At 67.0% G+C, this 14,630-nt stretch carries 10 protein-coding genes; 3 read left to right on the forward strand and 7 right to left on the reverse strand.

Going from position 1 to position 14,630, the window contains the following annotated elements:
* Nucleotides 1–30: 30 nt before the first annotated feature.
* The 3 genes from AC1DZV_RS13570 to AC1DZV_RS13580 are packed head-to-tail and all read right to left on the reverse strand — an operon-like array spanning nucleotide 31 to nucleotide 6,914.
* Nucleotides 31–4,896: an NAD-glutamate dehydrogenase gene (locus AC1DZV_RS13570; RefSeq protein WP_476951080.1), complete on the reverse strand. Its 4,866-nt coding sequence runs from the start codon at nucleotides 4,894–4,896 to the stop codon at nucleotides 31–33.
* 57 nt (nucleotides 4,897–4,953) lie between these two features.
* A complete protein-coding gene (locus tag AC1DZV_RS13575; protein ID WP_476953900.1) occupies nucleotides 4,954–6,273 on the reverse strand; it encodes a CpaE/TadZ family protein in 1,320 nt (439 codons plus the stop codon).
* Nucleotides 6,270–6,914 carry a CpaB family protein gene (locus AC1DZV_RS13580; protein WP_476953901.1) on the reverse strand — a complete coding sequence of 215 codons (645 nt, stop codon included), beginning with the start codon at nucleotides 6,912–6,914 and terminating at the stop codon, nucleotides 6,270–6,272. Before AC1DZV_RS13580 ends, AC1DZV_RS13575 begins: the two co-directional genes overlap by 4 nt.
* 151 nt (nucleotides 6,915–7,065) lie before the next feature.
* Here AC1DZV_RS13580 and AC1DZV_RS13585 point away from each other — a divergent pair, with 151 nt between their 5' ends.
* Nucleotides 7,066–7,287, forward strand: a complete 222-nt coding sequence (locus tag AC1DZV_RS13585) for a helix-turn-helix domain-containing protein (protein ID WP_018775212.1) — start codon at nucleotides 7,066–7,068, stop codon at nucleotides 7,285–7,287.
* Between the two features lie 14 nt (nucleotides 7,288–7,301).
* Here the strand turns inward: AC1DZV_RS13585 and AC1DZV_RS13590 are convergent, their stop codons facing one another.
* Nucleotides 7,302–7,871, reverse strand: coding sequence for a hypothetical protein (locus AC1DZV_RS13590; protein ID WP_476951083.1), 570 nt, complete (start codon nucleotides 7,869–7,871; stop codon nucleotides 7,302–7,304).
* A 178-nt stretch (nucleotides 7,872–8,049) separates the two neighbouring features.
* Here AC1DZV_RS13590 and AC1DZV_RS13595 point away from each other — a divergent pair, with 178 nt between their 5' ends.
* Entirely contained in the window at nucleotides 8,050–8,859 is an 810-nt protein-coding gene (locus tag AC1DZV_RS13595; RefSeq protein WP_476953902.1) for a LysM peptidoglycan-binding domain-containing protein, read from the forward strand.
* Between the two features lie 168 nt (nucleotides 8,860–9,027).
* Entirely contained in the window at nucleotides 9,028–9,513 is a 486-nt protein-coding gene (locus AC1DZV_RS13600) for an Rv3235 family protein (RefSeq protein ID WP_476951085.1), read from the forward strand.
* Between the two features lie 246 nt (nucleotides 9,514–9,759).
* On the opposite strand, the gene secA is transcribed toward AC1DZV_RS13600, so the two are convergent.
* The 3 genes from secA to hpf form a co-directional block, all read right to left on the reverse strand.
* A complete protein-coding gene (secA, locus tag AC1DZV_RS13605; RefSeq protein WP_476951086.1) occupies nucleotides 9,760–12,498 on the reverse strand; it encodes a preprotein translocase subunit SecA in 2,739 nt (912 codons plus the stop codon).
* 103 nt (nucleotides 12,499–12,601) lie between these two features.
* Nucleotides 12,602–13,819, reverse strand: a complete 1,218-nt coding sequence (locus AC1DZV_RS13610; RefSeq protein ID WP_476953903.1) for a winged helix-turn-helix domain-containing protein — start codon at nucleotides 13,817–13,819, stop codon at nucleotides 12,602–12,604.
* A 33-nt stretch (nucleotides 13,820–13,852) separates the two neighbouring features.
* A complete protein-coding gene (hpf, locus tag AC1DZV_RS13615) occupies nucleotides 13,853–14,578 on the reverse strand; it encodes a ribosome hibernation-promoting factor, HPF/YfiA family (RefSeq protein ID WP_476951088.1) in 726 nt (241 codons plus the stop codon).
* Between the last annotated feature and the right edge of the window lie 52 nt (nucleotides 14,579–14,630).

Raw genomic sequence — 14,630 nt, forward strand, 5'->3', positions numbered from 1 at the left:
TCCATTTGCGACGCCAGGGACGGCAGCCCCTTAGCGTCGGACGATTGACCTCAAGAGCCTCAATGCTACCGACAGTGAGGCCATGTCATCGGCTTCGAGCGCATTGACCTCGTCAAACATTGACTTCGCCCGGCCCAGCTGCTCCGCGTTCTGGCCCTCCCAGACCGCAAGACGCTCCTCGGCGGGAGTCCCGGCCGGGGTGCACTCCAGCACGGCCGTCGTCATGTCCGAGACGGTGGAGTAGAGATCATCGCGCAGGGCTGCGCGGGCCAGAGCCTGCCAGCGGTCCTCCCTCGGCAGCTTGGTGATGCGTTCGAGCAGGGAATCTGCATGGAAGCGGTTGAAGACCGTGTAGTACACGTGGGCAATATCGGCCACGGATTCCTTGCTGCCGTGGACGATCTTGGCGATGTCCAGGAGCACGAAGCTCTCGAACAGTTCCGCCCAGCGGTGTGCCAGGTCTTCCGGAAGGTCCCAGCTGCGCGCCTTCTCCAGCCATTCGGCCACGCGGGCGCGGTCGTCGCCCCGGAGGTAGTCGAGCAGCCGGGACCGCATGGGGTCCATCAGCGGCTTGAATTCGGCCACGATCTCGGCGATCGGACGGGACGCCGAGCCTTGGCCGAGGAGCCACCGGACGGCGCGGTCCAGCAGCCGCCGGATGTCCAGGTGGACGGTGCTCCAGTGTTCGGTCGGGAACGACGCCGGCAGTTCGTTGAGTTCCTTGACCATGATGTCGAGCTCGTAGACCTCGCGGAGGGCCACGAACGCCTTGGCGACGGCGGCCTCCGTGGCCGAGGTCTCCTCGATGGCACGGAACGCGAAGGTGATGCCGCCGAGGTTGATCATGTCGTTGGCAACCACGGTCGCGATGATCTCCCGGCGCAGCGGGTGGGTGTCCAGTTCGGCGTCGAACCTCTCCCGCAGCTGCTCCGGGAAGTAGGCCCGCAGCGTCGTGCGGAACCACGGGTCATCGGCGAGGTCGCTGTCGCGCAAAGCGGTGGCAAGTTCGATCTTGGCGTAGGCGGCCAGGACCGACAGTTCCGGGGAGGTCAGCCCCTGGCCCTGTTGCAGGCGCTCGCGCAGCGTGTCCGTGGTGGGCAGGGCCTCGAGGTCCCGCTTGAGGTCCGCCGACTTTTCCAGCCAGTCCATGAGCCGTTCGTAGCTCGGGCTCCATTCGGAGACCCGCATCCGGTCGTTGAGGAGCAGGATGTTCTGGTCGATGTTGTCCTCGAGCACCAGCCGGCCGACCTCGTCGGTCATAGAGGCCAGGAAGTCCGCACGCTCGGCGGGCTCAAGCTTGCCTGCCGCCACCATCCGGTCCACGAAGATCTTGATGTTGACCTCGTGGTCCGAGCAGTCGACGCCGGCCGAGTTGTCGATCGCATCCGTGTTGAGGATGACGCCCTGCAGTGCGGCCTCGATGCGTCCGCGCTGGGTCATCCCCAGGTTTCCGCCTTCCCCAACCACCTTGACCCGCAGTTCGCGGCCGTCAACGCGGATGGCGTCATTGGCCTTGTCGCCGACCTCGGCATTCGTTTCGGTGCTGGCCTTGACGTAGGTGCCGATGCCGCCGTTGTAGAGCAGGTCGGCCGGGGCGAGGAGGATGGCGCGCAGGAGCTCCGGCGGGCTCAGTTCCGTGGTGCCCTCCGGGAGGCCGAGGGCGGTCCGGACCTGCGCGGACACGGGGATCGACTTGGCCTGCCGGGCAAAGACGCCGCCGCCTTCGCTGATGAGCGACTTGTCGTAGTCATCCCAGGAGGACCGGGGCAGTTCGAAGAGCCGCTGGCGTTCCGCGTAGGACGTTGCCTCGTTAGGGGTGGGGTCGAGGAAGATGTGCCGGTGGTCGAAGGCAGCCAGCAGGCGGATGTGCTTGGAAAGCAGCATGCCGTTGCCGAACACGTCGCCGGACATGTCGCCGACGCCCACCACGGTGAAGGGCTCGGCCTGGGTGTCGAGGTCCAGTTCGCTGAAGTGGCGCTTGACCGACTCCCACGCGCCGCGGGCGGTGATGCCCATGGCCTTGTGGTCGTAGCCGACGGAGCCGCCGGAGGCGAAGGCGTCGCCGAGCCAGAAGCCGTATTCGCCGGCCAGTCCGTTGGCGATGTCGGAGAAGGACGCCGTACCCTTGTCGGCCGCGACCACAAGGTAGGAATCGTCGTCATCATGGCGCACGACGTCGGCCGGGGGCCGGACGGTTTCGCCCTCGGGCGTCACGATCAGGTTGTCCGTGATGTCCAGGAGTCCGCGAATGAACGTTTTGTAGCTCTCAACACCTTCGGCCATCCAGGCGCTGCGGTCTGCCGCGGGGTCCGGGAGCTGCTTGGCGTAGAAGCCGCCCTTGGCGCCCGTCGGAACAATGACGGCGTTCTTGACGGTCTGCGCCTTCACCAGGCCCAGGATTTCAGTGCGGAAGTCCTCGCGCCGGTCCGACCAGCGCAGGCCGCCGCGGGCCACCTTGCCAAAGCGCAGGTGCACCCCCTCGACCCGGGGCGAGTAGACCCAGATCTCGAACATCGGCCGCGGGAAGGGCAGGCCCTCGATCAGGGACGGATCCAGTTTGAAGCTCAGGTGGGGCTTGTTCTGGAAGTAGTTCGTGCGGAGCGTGGCCTGGATCAGGTTCTTGAACGTGCGCAGCAGGCGGTCGGCGTCGAGGGTCGCGACCTGCTCGATCGCTGCATCCAGTCCGGCGAGGACCTCGACCTCCCTGAGCACGCGGTCGGAGTCGCTGAGCGCCGGGTCGAACCGCGCTGTGAACAGGGCGCTGAGTCCCCGGGTGACGTCCGGGTTCGCCAGCAGGGTGTCAGCCAGGAATCCGAAGGAGTTGGTGTTGCCCATTTGCCGCATGTACTTGGCGTAAGCGCGCAGTACGACAACCTGGCGCCAGTGCATGCCCTCCCGCAGTACCAGCCGGTCGAAGCTGTCGGATTCCACGGCACCGGTCACGGCGGCGCCGAAGAACTCGCCCAGCAGCTGGCCGGTGGCCTGGGGATCCACACCGGCGGGGTACTTGAGGCCGAGGTCGTAGAGGAAGAAGTCCCGGTGATCCGCGGTCTCGATCTCGAACGGGCGTTCGTCCAGAACCTCGAGGCCGAGGTTGTGGAAGTACGGCAGGATCTGGCTCAGGCTCTTCGGCTCCAGCATGTACAGCTTGACCCGGGCGTCCTCTTCCAGTGTGGCTCCGGCGCCGTCGGGGAGGTACACGTGGACGCCGGGGTGCTCCTTGACGGCTTCGCCGGCCCGTTCGGCCGCGGCACCGTACTTTTCGAAGCGGTCGATGTCCTGCAGCGCGTCTTCGATCTCGTAGTCCACCCGGTATCCGGCCGGGAACGCCTCGGCCCAGACCGCTGCCAGTTCCTTGGCGCCGTCCTCCTTGGTGCCGCCGTCGCCGCGGGCGCGCAGAACTTCGGAAATGCCTTCGCCCCAGGAACGGGCGGCCCGGACCAGGCGCTTCTCCAGTTCGTCGCTGTTGACGTTGCTGACGTCGGCGTCCTTGGGCAGCCGGATCCGGAAGAAGAGGCGGGCCAGAGCGGACTCTGTCATGCGCGCCTCGTAGTCGATGGAGACGGCGTTGAAGGTCTCCCGCAGTTCCTGCTCAATGCGGAGACGGACGTTGGTGGTGTAGCGGTCGCGGGGCAGGTAGACGACGGCGGACATGAAGCGGCCGTAGATGTCGGGGCGGAGGAAGAGCCTCGTCCGGCGGCGTTCCTGCAGCCGCTGGATGCCGGTGGCGATGGCGGCGAGGTCCGGGATTTCGATCTGGAAGAGCTCATCGCGCGGATAGGTTTCAAGGATGCCCAGCAGGTCCTTGCCCGAGTGCGAGTCCGGCGGGAAGCCGGCGTCGCTGAGAACAGCGGCGACTTTCTCCCGGACTACAGGGATATCGCGGACGGAACCGGCGTAGGCGGTCGTGGCGAACAGGCCGATGAAGCGGCGTTCGCCGTTGACGTTGCCGGCGGCGTCGAAGCTTTTAACGCCGATGTAGTCCAGGTACGCCGGGCGGTGCACGGTGGAGCGGGAGTTCGCCTTCGTGATCACGAGTGCGCGCTTCTCGCGGGCCTTCTTCCGGCCGGCCTCGGTGAGGTGCTGGACCTGGCGGGTGTCCGCACCGGCGCGGAGCAGGCCGAGGCCGCTTTCCTCGCGCAGTTCAAGGACATCCTCGCCGGATTCGTTTACGAGGTCGTATTCGCGGTAGCCGAGGAAGGTGAAGTTCCCGTCATCGAGCCAGCGGAGCAGGTCCTGGGCCTGGCGCAGCTCGGCAATCTGCGCCCGGTTGGCCACCCGGTCCAGATCCGCGGAAATTTCAAGTGCTTTCGTGCGCATCTTCGGCCAGTCTTCGACGGCGGCGCGGACGTCGCCAAGCACGCGGGAGATTCCCTTGACCAGCTCCGCGCGCTTCTCCTCGTCGACGAGGTCGATCTCGACGGCGATCCAGGATTCCATGTGCGAGGCGTTGTCGCCCTCGGCGATCAGGTGGGAGAGGTTCGGCATGGCCGCCGTGTCACCGCTGGAGATGCCCAGGTGGGAGGGGACGCGGGCCACCTTGACGAGGTTGCCGGTCTCCCGGTTGCGGGTCACTACGAAAAGCGGGTGCAGCACGAGGTGGATGGGCGCGTTCTGGCGGACCAGTTCGGCGTTGACGGAGTCCACGAGGAAGGGCATATCGTCGGTGACGATGTACAGGACGCTGCAGTCTGCCTCGTCACGAAGGGCTATGTTTGCGATGCCCGGCTTCCGCGTCGCCGCGATCTGGCGGTGGGTTTCGGTCCTTGCCGTCAGGACTTCCTGGGGATAGGCCCGGAAATCCTCCTCCGCGAGGTGCTCGTAGTAATCCCCGAGGTAGCTTTCGCTGCTACCGATCGAGACGGGCTGATCCTCCACGCTGGACCCAGACGACATCGAAACGCCTCCATAAAAGAAGTTCACAGCCGCCTCTTTGCGGCCCTTACGTTGACCCTAACCCTTTGCCCGGCGTCGTGCTGTGGAATAAAAGACAAAGGATTTCTTATTTCGCTGGGCAGGTGCACAAACCAAATTGGCGATCGCGTGCCTCAACTCTGATTCAGGGGCGGATTCGAGCAAAAGTGCCCCGGACAGGAGGGCGGCGTCGCTCGCCGCTGGGTCGGAGGGCAGGAACGCCGACAACGGCGCCGAGGGGCCGTACCGCTCCCAGGCGGCCCGCAGCTGGCGTTCGGGCGAGCGCCCAGCGGCGGAGGTCCTGACCTTGTTCAGGACCACTTGCGGCGCCGCCTGCGGGACGGCCGCCCGAAGCTCGGCGAGGCCGCGGACGAGCCTCGGCACCCCGATGGAGTCCGCCGCCCCGACGGCAAAGACCGTGTCGGCCAGCTCCAGGCTTCGCAGGGTCGCGGCGTTTCGGCGCGGCGCGCCACTGTCAAAGCCGAGCTCGTCATCGGCTTCGAGGCAGAAGCCGGTGTCCACCACAGTGACATCCGCAATCTCCCGGGCCCGCTCCAGCACCAGCGTGAGGGCCGCGGCGCGCAGTTCCGTCCAGCGGTCCGCCCGCGTAATCCCGGTGAGCACCCGCAGCGCGCCGGCCTTGGTCGGCACGGTCGTGGCGATCCTGAGCAGGGCATCGGCGTCAAGCAGGCCCTGGTCAGCCAGCCGGCAGGCCTGGGCCAGCCCGGCGGCCTCGTCAAGCAGACCCAGGAGGGCGGCCACGCTGGCACCGTAGCTGTCGGCGTCGACCAGCAGCACGGATTGGCCTTCCGCGGCCAGCTCACCCGAGATGTTGGCGGCCACCAGGGTCCGGCCCGGAGCCCCGGCCGGACCCCAGACCGCAATGATCCGGCCCTTCGCGCCTGGGCTTGCGGTGACGGTGTGCGCCCCGGAAGACCGCGGCACCTGCCCTGCGGCGGCGACGGACGCGGTGCCGTCCCCCGCGGCCGGCCCCGGCCCCGCTCCGGTGCCACTGGGCTGCGCCACCGCTGCGGAAATCCGCGCCGCCAGGGCCGCGGCGTCAACGGCCCGGGCTTCCGCTGCCACGCCAATGGTCCGCAGGCGGACAGTTTCCTCCGGATTGTCGGTCAAGGCGATGACGACGACGCCGACGGCGGACAGCCGGTCCACAAGCGAGGCCGTCAGCTCTTCGCTGCCGGCCGCTACGACGGCGGCGCGGGCCAACCCGCTCTGGCAGGCGGCCAGCAGTTCCGCCAGCTCGCTGCACCGCCGGACAACGGACACGGGCCCGTGCAGCCGCTCCAGTCCGCCGACCAGGTCATCGCGGGAGTCCCCCACAGTCACCACAGGAATGCTCATCGCGAGGTACCGCCCGGGTTCCACACGACCGCGATCTTTGCTTTGTTGGCCTGGGCCCCCAGCAACTTGGGCATCTGGGCGTCGGGAACGAGCACCATGACCACCGTGGAACGTGAGGAGCCCAGGGCTGTGCTGCCCGGGGTGATCTGGGCAATTTCGGCGCCGGAGAGGAGCCGGGAGGGCTCGCTGAAGCCGTTGCGGGTATCCGGCAACGCCACCCAGACATCCACGCGCGAGCCCGCCACGGCCTGGGCGGGAAGGGTCTCCTCGACGGTGACGGCAACGGGCTTGCGGTCCAGCCCGTCGAGCTGCCCGACACTCTCACGCGGCAGCAGCTGGTCCTTGCCGATCCGCTGCACGGCCACAAGTCCGGCATCCAGCCCGGTCTCCGGGGTCAGGTAGTGCTGTTCCACCTCGCCGAGCCGCACCTTGACCCGGTGCAGCTTGTCGGTTGTCAGCGTCTCGCCGACGGCGATCGGCTCCTGCGCTGCGTACGCTTCCGTGGTCTGGTCCGCGGCCCCGACCAGCGAGATCACGCCAACGACGGATGCCAGGACCAGCAGGATTCCGACGAGGAGCCGGGGGTCTTTCCAGGACGGCCTTTTCAAACGGGTCCCTTCGGCTGCCGCGCTTCCACTCATGCGTCCGCTCCCCCTGTCGTCGCCGTCCATTCCCGGATGCCGGGCACCCCTATTGTTGCGCCCGGGCCGCCCGGGTGGAAGATCCGGGGCCAAACAGGCGCAAACTGTGGATAACGGCACCAGTAGGCCTCAAGGGTGGCAAAATGGATTCATGCCCCGATTCCTGACTCTCGCTGACGTTGCCGAGCAGCTCCAGATCAACTCTCCGGCCGCCTACGCGCTCGTTCGCAGCGGCGAGCTGAAGGCAATCCAGGTGGGCGGACGCGGCCAGTGGCGCGTCGAGGAGAAGATGCTCGAGCAGTACATCCAGGAGCGCTATGCCGAGGCCAGTCGCATGATCGAAGAGGCCAAGGCGAAGTCCGCCGGAAGCTGAACCGGGCGGGCTGACTAGCCGCCCGCGACACCTACGGACCTGATGCCCGCGAGGGCGCTGAAGGGGATGGCAAGCACCTGCCGGGCGTTCGCCGGAGGCCGTTCCCCGCCGTCCCGTATCACGGCCAAGTCCAGGAAGTCCCTGCCGACCATGTCGATGATGCCGTGGAGCCCCGCATCTGCCCTCCCGTGACCAGCAAAGATCGTCACCCGTGCACGGTTCCTGGCGAGTCCGCGGAGGGCGCTGCCCAAACCGAGCCGCCGGCGGACGATTGACGGTTCGGAGACCGCCACCCGCGAAAGACCCCCATAGTGCGCGGCCGCGGCGTAGGGAATGAGTACCTGGTGTTGGGGCTCATCAAGGACCAGGGCCTCGCTGCCCGCGTGGGTCAGCACTCCCTCGAACGCCCGCCCCGAGGACAAATGCACGCGGATACTGAGCCCGAGGGACCCGCGGAGCCGGTCCGCGAGCTGCACTCCCGCAGAGTCCACGAGTGCACGCTCGGCTATTTCAGCCTCTAATTCCAGCCGCTGGCGCGCGGCCAGCTGTGCCTCCATGTCCGCAAACAAGGCGTCCCACCGCATGGCGCCAGCGTAGGCGGCCCTCCCGCACTGGTCAATCCGAGGCCTCCTATCCACAGGCTCGGGCTGCGTCTAGACAAACGGAGCACAACAGGATCAGACTTCATTAAAAGGCCTTAGAAATTATCAACTGACATTAAAAACCATCAAATGGTATCAATTTCGACTGGAGGAACAGCCCATGGACCGGACAGCGATGCCGCAACCCGGGGACCGGCCACTGCCCGTCCCCCTGCCCGGACAAACAGTCCGGGCCGACGCCGCCATGGCCGCCGCCATCCTGCTGCTCGGGATCTTCCTCGCAGCTACGGGAAGTTTCCTGATTCAGCGCTGGCAGTCCGGCTCGGCACGCCGGCAGTCGCTGTCCTTCGAGGACCAGCTCGGGATCGTGGCAAATACGGCCGGGCTGATTGTCATGACGTGGTGGGTGATGTCGCTCGCTTTCGCCGTCGCGGCGGCACTGCTGGACCGCCTCGGCCGGACCCGCGCGGCGGCCGCCACGGGCCGGTTCAGCCCGGCGTTCATGCGGCGGCTGGTGCTCGCCGCCATCGGACTGCAGCTGCTGACGGCACCGCTGGCCAGCGCGGCCACTGCGCCTGGCGGGCCCGGACCGGAAAGACCCGGTCCGGCAGCGGTATCGGCATCCTGGACTCCGTCACCCGGGGAGGCCCTGGCACCGGAGCCACAAGGGCCGGGAGCCGGTTCCGCGCTGGATCCGCGGTGGAAGCCGCTGAGCCCGATCGTGGATGCCGGGCCGCTGGCTGCACGCCACGTACGCACACAGGACTTCCCCGGCGCCCGCAGGGAGGTCACGGTCCGGTCCGGCGATTCGCTGTGGAGCATCGCCGCGGCGGCGCTGGGGCCGTTGGCTTCCGACGCCGACATCGCCAGAGAGTGGCCCCGGCTCTATGCGGGCAACCGCGACGCTATCGGAGCCGACCCGCACTTCCTGCGGCCCGGACAGGTCCTGGTCCTCCCGCCGCCGCGCTAGGGGGCCGCACCACAGGCCGGGCCGCACCTCCGGCCCCGGCCCCGGCCCACCGAAGGCCACAGGACAAGCCGGTCGGAAGATTCGCCCGGTTCCAGCCACCCGCATCAGCCACCAGCCACCCGCATCAGCCGCCAGCCACCCGCACCAGCCATCAGCAAAGGAACCGTCATGAACGCAGTCACCGGGATCCGCTCAGCCGCGGCGACCCCCGTCCCGCACGCCCCCGCCCTCCGGGTTGTGTCCGGCACGGCAACACCACCGGCCAACCACGCCACTGCGGCCCCGCCGCCGTTGCGCGTAGTTGACGAGGCCCGCGAGATTTGTGCGATTTCCCGGAGCACCGTGCAGGCGGCGATCGAAGTGCTGGCCGGGACGCGGCCCGCACAGCAGCTCTCCCGGCGCCTGGACCCGCGCTGCCTGGCGGCCCTGCAGCACCGAGCCGCATTGACCCGCCGGGTTGCCTCCGGCAGCTCGCCAACGGCGGGCAGGCTGCACCGCAACCCGTCCGTCAGGTCCGTCCGGGCCTGCCGCGTGTCGGATGACGTCTACGAGGCCAGCGCGGTGGTGGTCGAGGAATCACGGGTTCGCGCGGTCGCGCTGCGGCTGGAGCGCGGCACGGCGTCCTGGCGCGTCACCGTGCTGGAGATCGGCTGAACGGCATCGCCGCAGGCACAAGAGTCCGCGGAAAACAGGCAAAGAGTCCGCAGAAAACGAACAGAGGGCCAGCGACAGACAGGCAGAGAACCGGCAGAAGCCAGTAGCCGGCCGAAGGCAGCAACGGGCAGGGACCTGCGGAACCAGCCCCGGTCTGCAAGGGAATGCCCGGCATGTAAGGGAAGGGAGGCGCAAACACGGGGGGACCGGAGCAAATGCTCCGGTCCCCCCGTGTTGGCCTCGTGCCTAGCGCCGCTTCTTCTTCGCAGCGCGGCGGCCGATGTCCTGTGCCGCGGCCTTGGCCGGGTTTCCCGAACGTCCGGAGACCTTCGCCTCGATCCGGGTCTGGGCGGCACCGTCCTCGCCAGGGGCGGTGTACTGCAGCTGCGCGGGTTTCTCCGGGGCTTCGAGCCCGGCAGCATGGATCTGCGGCTCGTGGTGTTCGGTGTGCTGGCCCTCGGCGTCCGCCACCACAACGTCTTCGGCCGGCGTCACTTCGACGTCGAGGTTGAACAGGAAGCCGACGCTCTCCTCGCGGATGGCCTCCATCATGGCCTGGAACATGATGAAGCCCTCGCGCTGGTACTCCACCAGGGGGTCACGCTGGGCCATGGCGCGCAGTCCGATGCCCTCCTTGAGGTAGTCCATCTCGTAGAGGTGTTCCTGCCACTTGCGCCCGATGACGGAAAGGACCACCCGGCGCTCGAGTTCGCGCATGCTCTCGGAGCCAATCGCCTGCTCCCTGGCCTGGTAGACCAGACGGGCATCGGAAAGGATCTCTTCCCGGAGGAACTCGGTCGTGATCCGGGACTTGCCGCCGGCCTCGTCAATGACGTCGCGCGGGGTGAAGCTCACGGGGTACAGGGTCTTGAGGTTGGACCACAGGAGGTTGAAGTCCCAGTCATCGCCGGTGCCCTCGGCGGTGGCTTCGTCGATGAAGGCGTTGATGGTGTCTTCCAGGAAGTACTGGACCTTCTCGTGGAGGTCATCGCCTTCGAGGATGCGGCGCCGGTCGCCGTAGATCGCTTCGCGCTGGCGGTTCAGGACGTCGTCGTACTTCAGCACGTTCTTGCGCTGTTCGGCGTTGCGGCCTTCCACCTGGCCCTGGGCCGAGGCGATGGCGCGCGAGACGAGCTTGGATTCGAGTGCGACGTCGTCGGGCACCGAGCTGTTCATGAGCCGCTCGGCCGCGCCGGAGTTGAACAGGCGCATCAGGTCATCGGTCAGGGAGAGGTAGAACCGGGACTCGCCGGGGTCGCCCTGGCGTCCGGAACGGCCGCGGAGCTGGTTGTCGATGCGGCGGGACTCGTGCCGTTCGGTGCCGAGCACGTAGAGCCCGCCCAGGTTGAGGACTTCCTCGTGTTCGTCCTTGACGGACTGCTTGGCGGATTCGAATACCTCGGGCCACGCGGCCTCGTATTCCTCGGAGTTCTCCTCCGGGTCCAGGCCGCGCTTGGTCATTTCGGCGACGGCGGTGAATTCCGCGTTGCCGCCGAGCATGATGTCGGTACCGCGGCCGGCCATGTTGGTGGCGACCGTGACGGCGGCCTTGCGGCCGGCCTGGGCCACGATGGACGCTTCACGGGCGTGGTTCTTGGCGTTCAGGACCTCGTGCCGGACGCCTTCCTTGGCCAGCAGCCGGGAGAGGTATTCGCTCTTCTCGACGCTGGTGGTGCCGACGAGGACAGGCTGGCCGTTTTCGTGGCGTTCGGCGATGTCCTTGACGACTGCGTCGAATTTGACGGTCTCGTTCTTGTAGACGAGGTCGGCCTGGTCGATCCGTGTCATGTCGCGGTTGGTCGGGATGGCAACGACGCCGAGCTTGTAGGTGCTCATGAACTCGGCGGCCTCGGTCTCGGCCGTGCCGGTCATGCCCGCGAGCTTGTCGTACATGCGGAAGTAGTTCTGCAGCGTCACGGTGGCGAGCGTCTGGTTCTCGGCCTTGATCTCGACGCCTTCCTTGGCTTCGATGGCCTGGTGCATGCCTTCGTTGTAGCGGCGGCCGGCGAGAATGCGGCCGGTGTGCTCATCGACGATCAGCACCTCGCCGTCGAGGATGACGTAGTCCTTGTCGCGCTTGAACAGCTCCTTGGCCTTGATGGCGTTGTTCAGGAAGCCGATCAGGGGCGTGTTGGCGGACTCGTAGAGGTTGTGGATGCCGAGGTAGTCCTCGACCTTTTCAATGCCGGCCTCGAGGACACCGACGGTGCGCTTCTTCTCATCGACCTCGTAGTCGGTCTCGGCCTGCAGGCGTGTGACGACCTTGGCGAATTCGCTGTACCAGCGGTTGGTGTCCCCCTGGGCCGGACCGGAGATGATGAGCGGGGTGCGGGCCTCGTCGATGAGGATCGAGTCCACTTCGTCGACGATGGCGAAATGGTGGCCGCGCTGGACGAGTTCCGAGCTGTCCCACGCCATGTTGTCGCGCAGGTAGTCGAAGCCGAATTCGTTGTTCGTTCCGTAAGTGATGTCCGCGGCGTACTGTTCGCGGCGCAGCGCAGGGTCCTGGTTGGAGAGGATGCAGCCGCTGGTGAGGCCGAGGAAGCGGTAGACGCGGCCCATGAGGTCTGACTGGTATTCGGCGAGGTAGTCGTTCACGGTGACGACGTGGACGCCCTTGCCGGTGAGGGCGTTGAGGTAGGCCGGAGCGGTGGCCACCAGGGTTTTGCCTTCACCGGTCTTCATTTCCGCGATGTTGCCCAGGTGCAGGGCGGCGCCGCCCATGAGCTGGACATCGAAGTGGCGCATGCCGAGGGTACGGGACGAGGCCTCGCGCACGGCCGCGAACGCTTCGGGCAACAGATCGTCGAGCTTCTCGCCGGCCTGGTGGCGTTCGCGCAGCCGGTCAGTTTCTTCACGGAGCTCGGCGTCCGTGAAGGTCTGGAAGGAGCTCTCCAGGGCATTGATGGAATCGGCATAGTTCCGCAGTTGCCGCAGGGTTTTTTTGTCACCCGTGCGGAGAAGTTTTTCGATAAGTGATGCCACGTGAAGTTGCTCCCAGTCTCAAGCTGCCGAATTCTGGCGTGTTTAGTCTACGGGAGAGACGCAAGGCCGGTGGCGCCTGTTCCCTCACAGCGGATAGTGCGGTTTACCGGGCAGCCACGGCTTCGGCGAGCGCCGGCGCAAGGTTCCCCATTGGCGAGACAACTACGTCGTCCAGTCCCAGCCACTCTGCCATGAGCTGCAGTTCCGCGGCGAGTTCGACGGCGGTGTCCTCCGGCGCGCCGGGTTCGGCGTGAGCGGCCCTGGCCAGGAGCCGCCCGCCGGCCCGGTCCGCTTTGAGGTCGACCCGTGCGACGATCGCGTCGCGGAGCAGGAACGGCAGGACGTAGTAGCCGTACTTCCGCTTCGGCTCGGGCGTGTAGATCTCGATCCGGTAGTGGAACCCGAAGAGCTCCTCGAGCCGCCGGCGTTCGAACACGAGGGAGTCGAAGGGGCTCAGGAGCGCCCGGCCGGTGGCCGAGCGCGGCAGTTTCGCCTCCGCGTGGCGGTACAGGGGCCGGTCCCAGCCGGATACTGTGACTGGCTGCAGCCGGCCGCTGTCCACGAGGTTCCGGACGGCGACGGCGGCGTCCTTCTGCGGTGTCCGGAAGTAGTCGGCGAAGCATCGCACCGACCCGATACCGTGGGCCTGGGCCGCGGCGTCGATCAGCCGGTCCATGGCCGCGGCCGCATCCGGTTCGGGTGCCGCCGCTTCCTTGCCCGGTCCGGGGAGCACCCGGGCGGTGAGGGTGTAGCGCCGTTCGAAGGAGTCGGTCCGCGAGGATGCGGAGACAAGGCCCTCTTCGAAGAGATGTTCCAGCACCCTTTTGACGGCGTTCCAGTTCCAGCCCCAGTTGTCCCGCTGCTGGTCTTCCACGTGGCCGAGCCGGGCTGTCAGTTCGGCGGCGGTCAGCGGCTTCCCGACGGCCAGGGTTTCCAGGATCTTGGCCGCCACCCCGTTGCGCAGTTCGGGGTCCATCGCGTGCGCGCCCACCCATTTGCGGCTCTGCCACTGCACGAGATCGTGGAAGTGGTCCGGGCGGATGAAGCAGGCTTCGTGGGCCCAGTACTCCATCATCCGGCGGGGGTGGGTCCCCGCCATGCGCGCCAGGATGGTGCGGTCGTAGTTGCCGAGCCGCGAGAAGAAGGGCAGGAAGTGGCTGCGGGACACCACATTGACGGAGTCGATCTGAACCAGGTGCAGCCGGGCAAAGGTACGGCCCACCGCCCGTGCACTCACGGGTCCGGTGGGCCGTTCCTTCTCCAGTCCCTGGGCTGCCAACGCGATCCGCCGTGCCTGTGCCAGGCTCAGCGATGCTTGCACGTTAGTCCCTTCGTCGGAAAAGTCTGCACCAGCTTATGCGCTGGCGGGCTCATCCTCTGAACGGTAGGCCAGGATTTTGTCTTCCAGACTCGAATGTCCGGGCTCGCACGTCTGGTCGAGGGAGATGACTCCGTAGGTCCAGCCGTCACGGCGGTAGACGACCGACGGCGCCTTGGTCTCCTTGTCCACGAAAAGATAGAAGTCGTGACCCACAAGTTCCATGTTGTCGACGGCGTCATCGAGGGTGAGCTGGGACGCGGCGAACACCTTCCGGCGGATCAGTACAGGCGAGTCGCCGGCCGGAATATCGTTCTCGACCTCATACGGCGACTTCTCTGCCGCCGTCGCCTGGGTCCCCTGCTGCTGCGCCGCCTCCACATAGAGGGGTTCGCTGGGGCTGGCCGGCTCCAGGGCTGCCGTCGCCTCGGTGACGGACTTCGGGGTATGCCGGCCGTGGTGGACCTTTCTGCGGTCCCTGGCCCTGCGCAGGCGTTCAAGAAGCTTGTTGTAAGCGAGATCGAACGCGGCGAACTTGTCGGCGGCACTCGCTTCAGCGCGGATTACTGGGCCGCGTCCCAGGACTGTCAACTCAACCGTGAGCGATTCGGCGGTCTGGCGGGCTTTGGTCTCTTTGGTGACCTTCGCGTCTACCCTCTGGACCTTGTCTCCCAACGACGCGATCTTTGAGATCTTGTCGTCGGCATATTCGCGGAACCGGTCTGAGACCGTCAAGTTGCGTCCGCTGATCATGAACTCCATGGTGCCCTCCAAATGACTTCGGTGACACGACGGCGGTACTTCCCGGGGGCCG

The sequence above is a fragment of the Arthrobacter sp. P1_D12 genome, assembly GCF_056406175.1.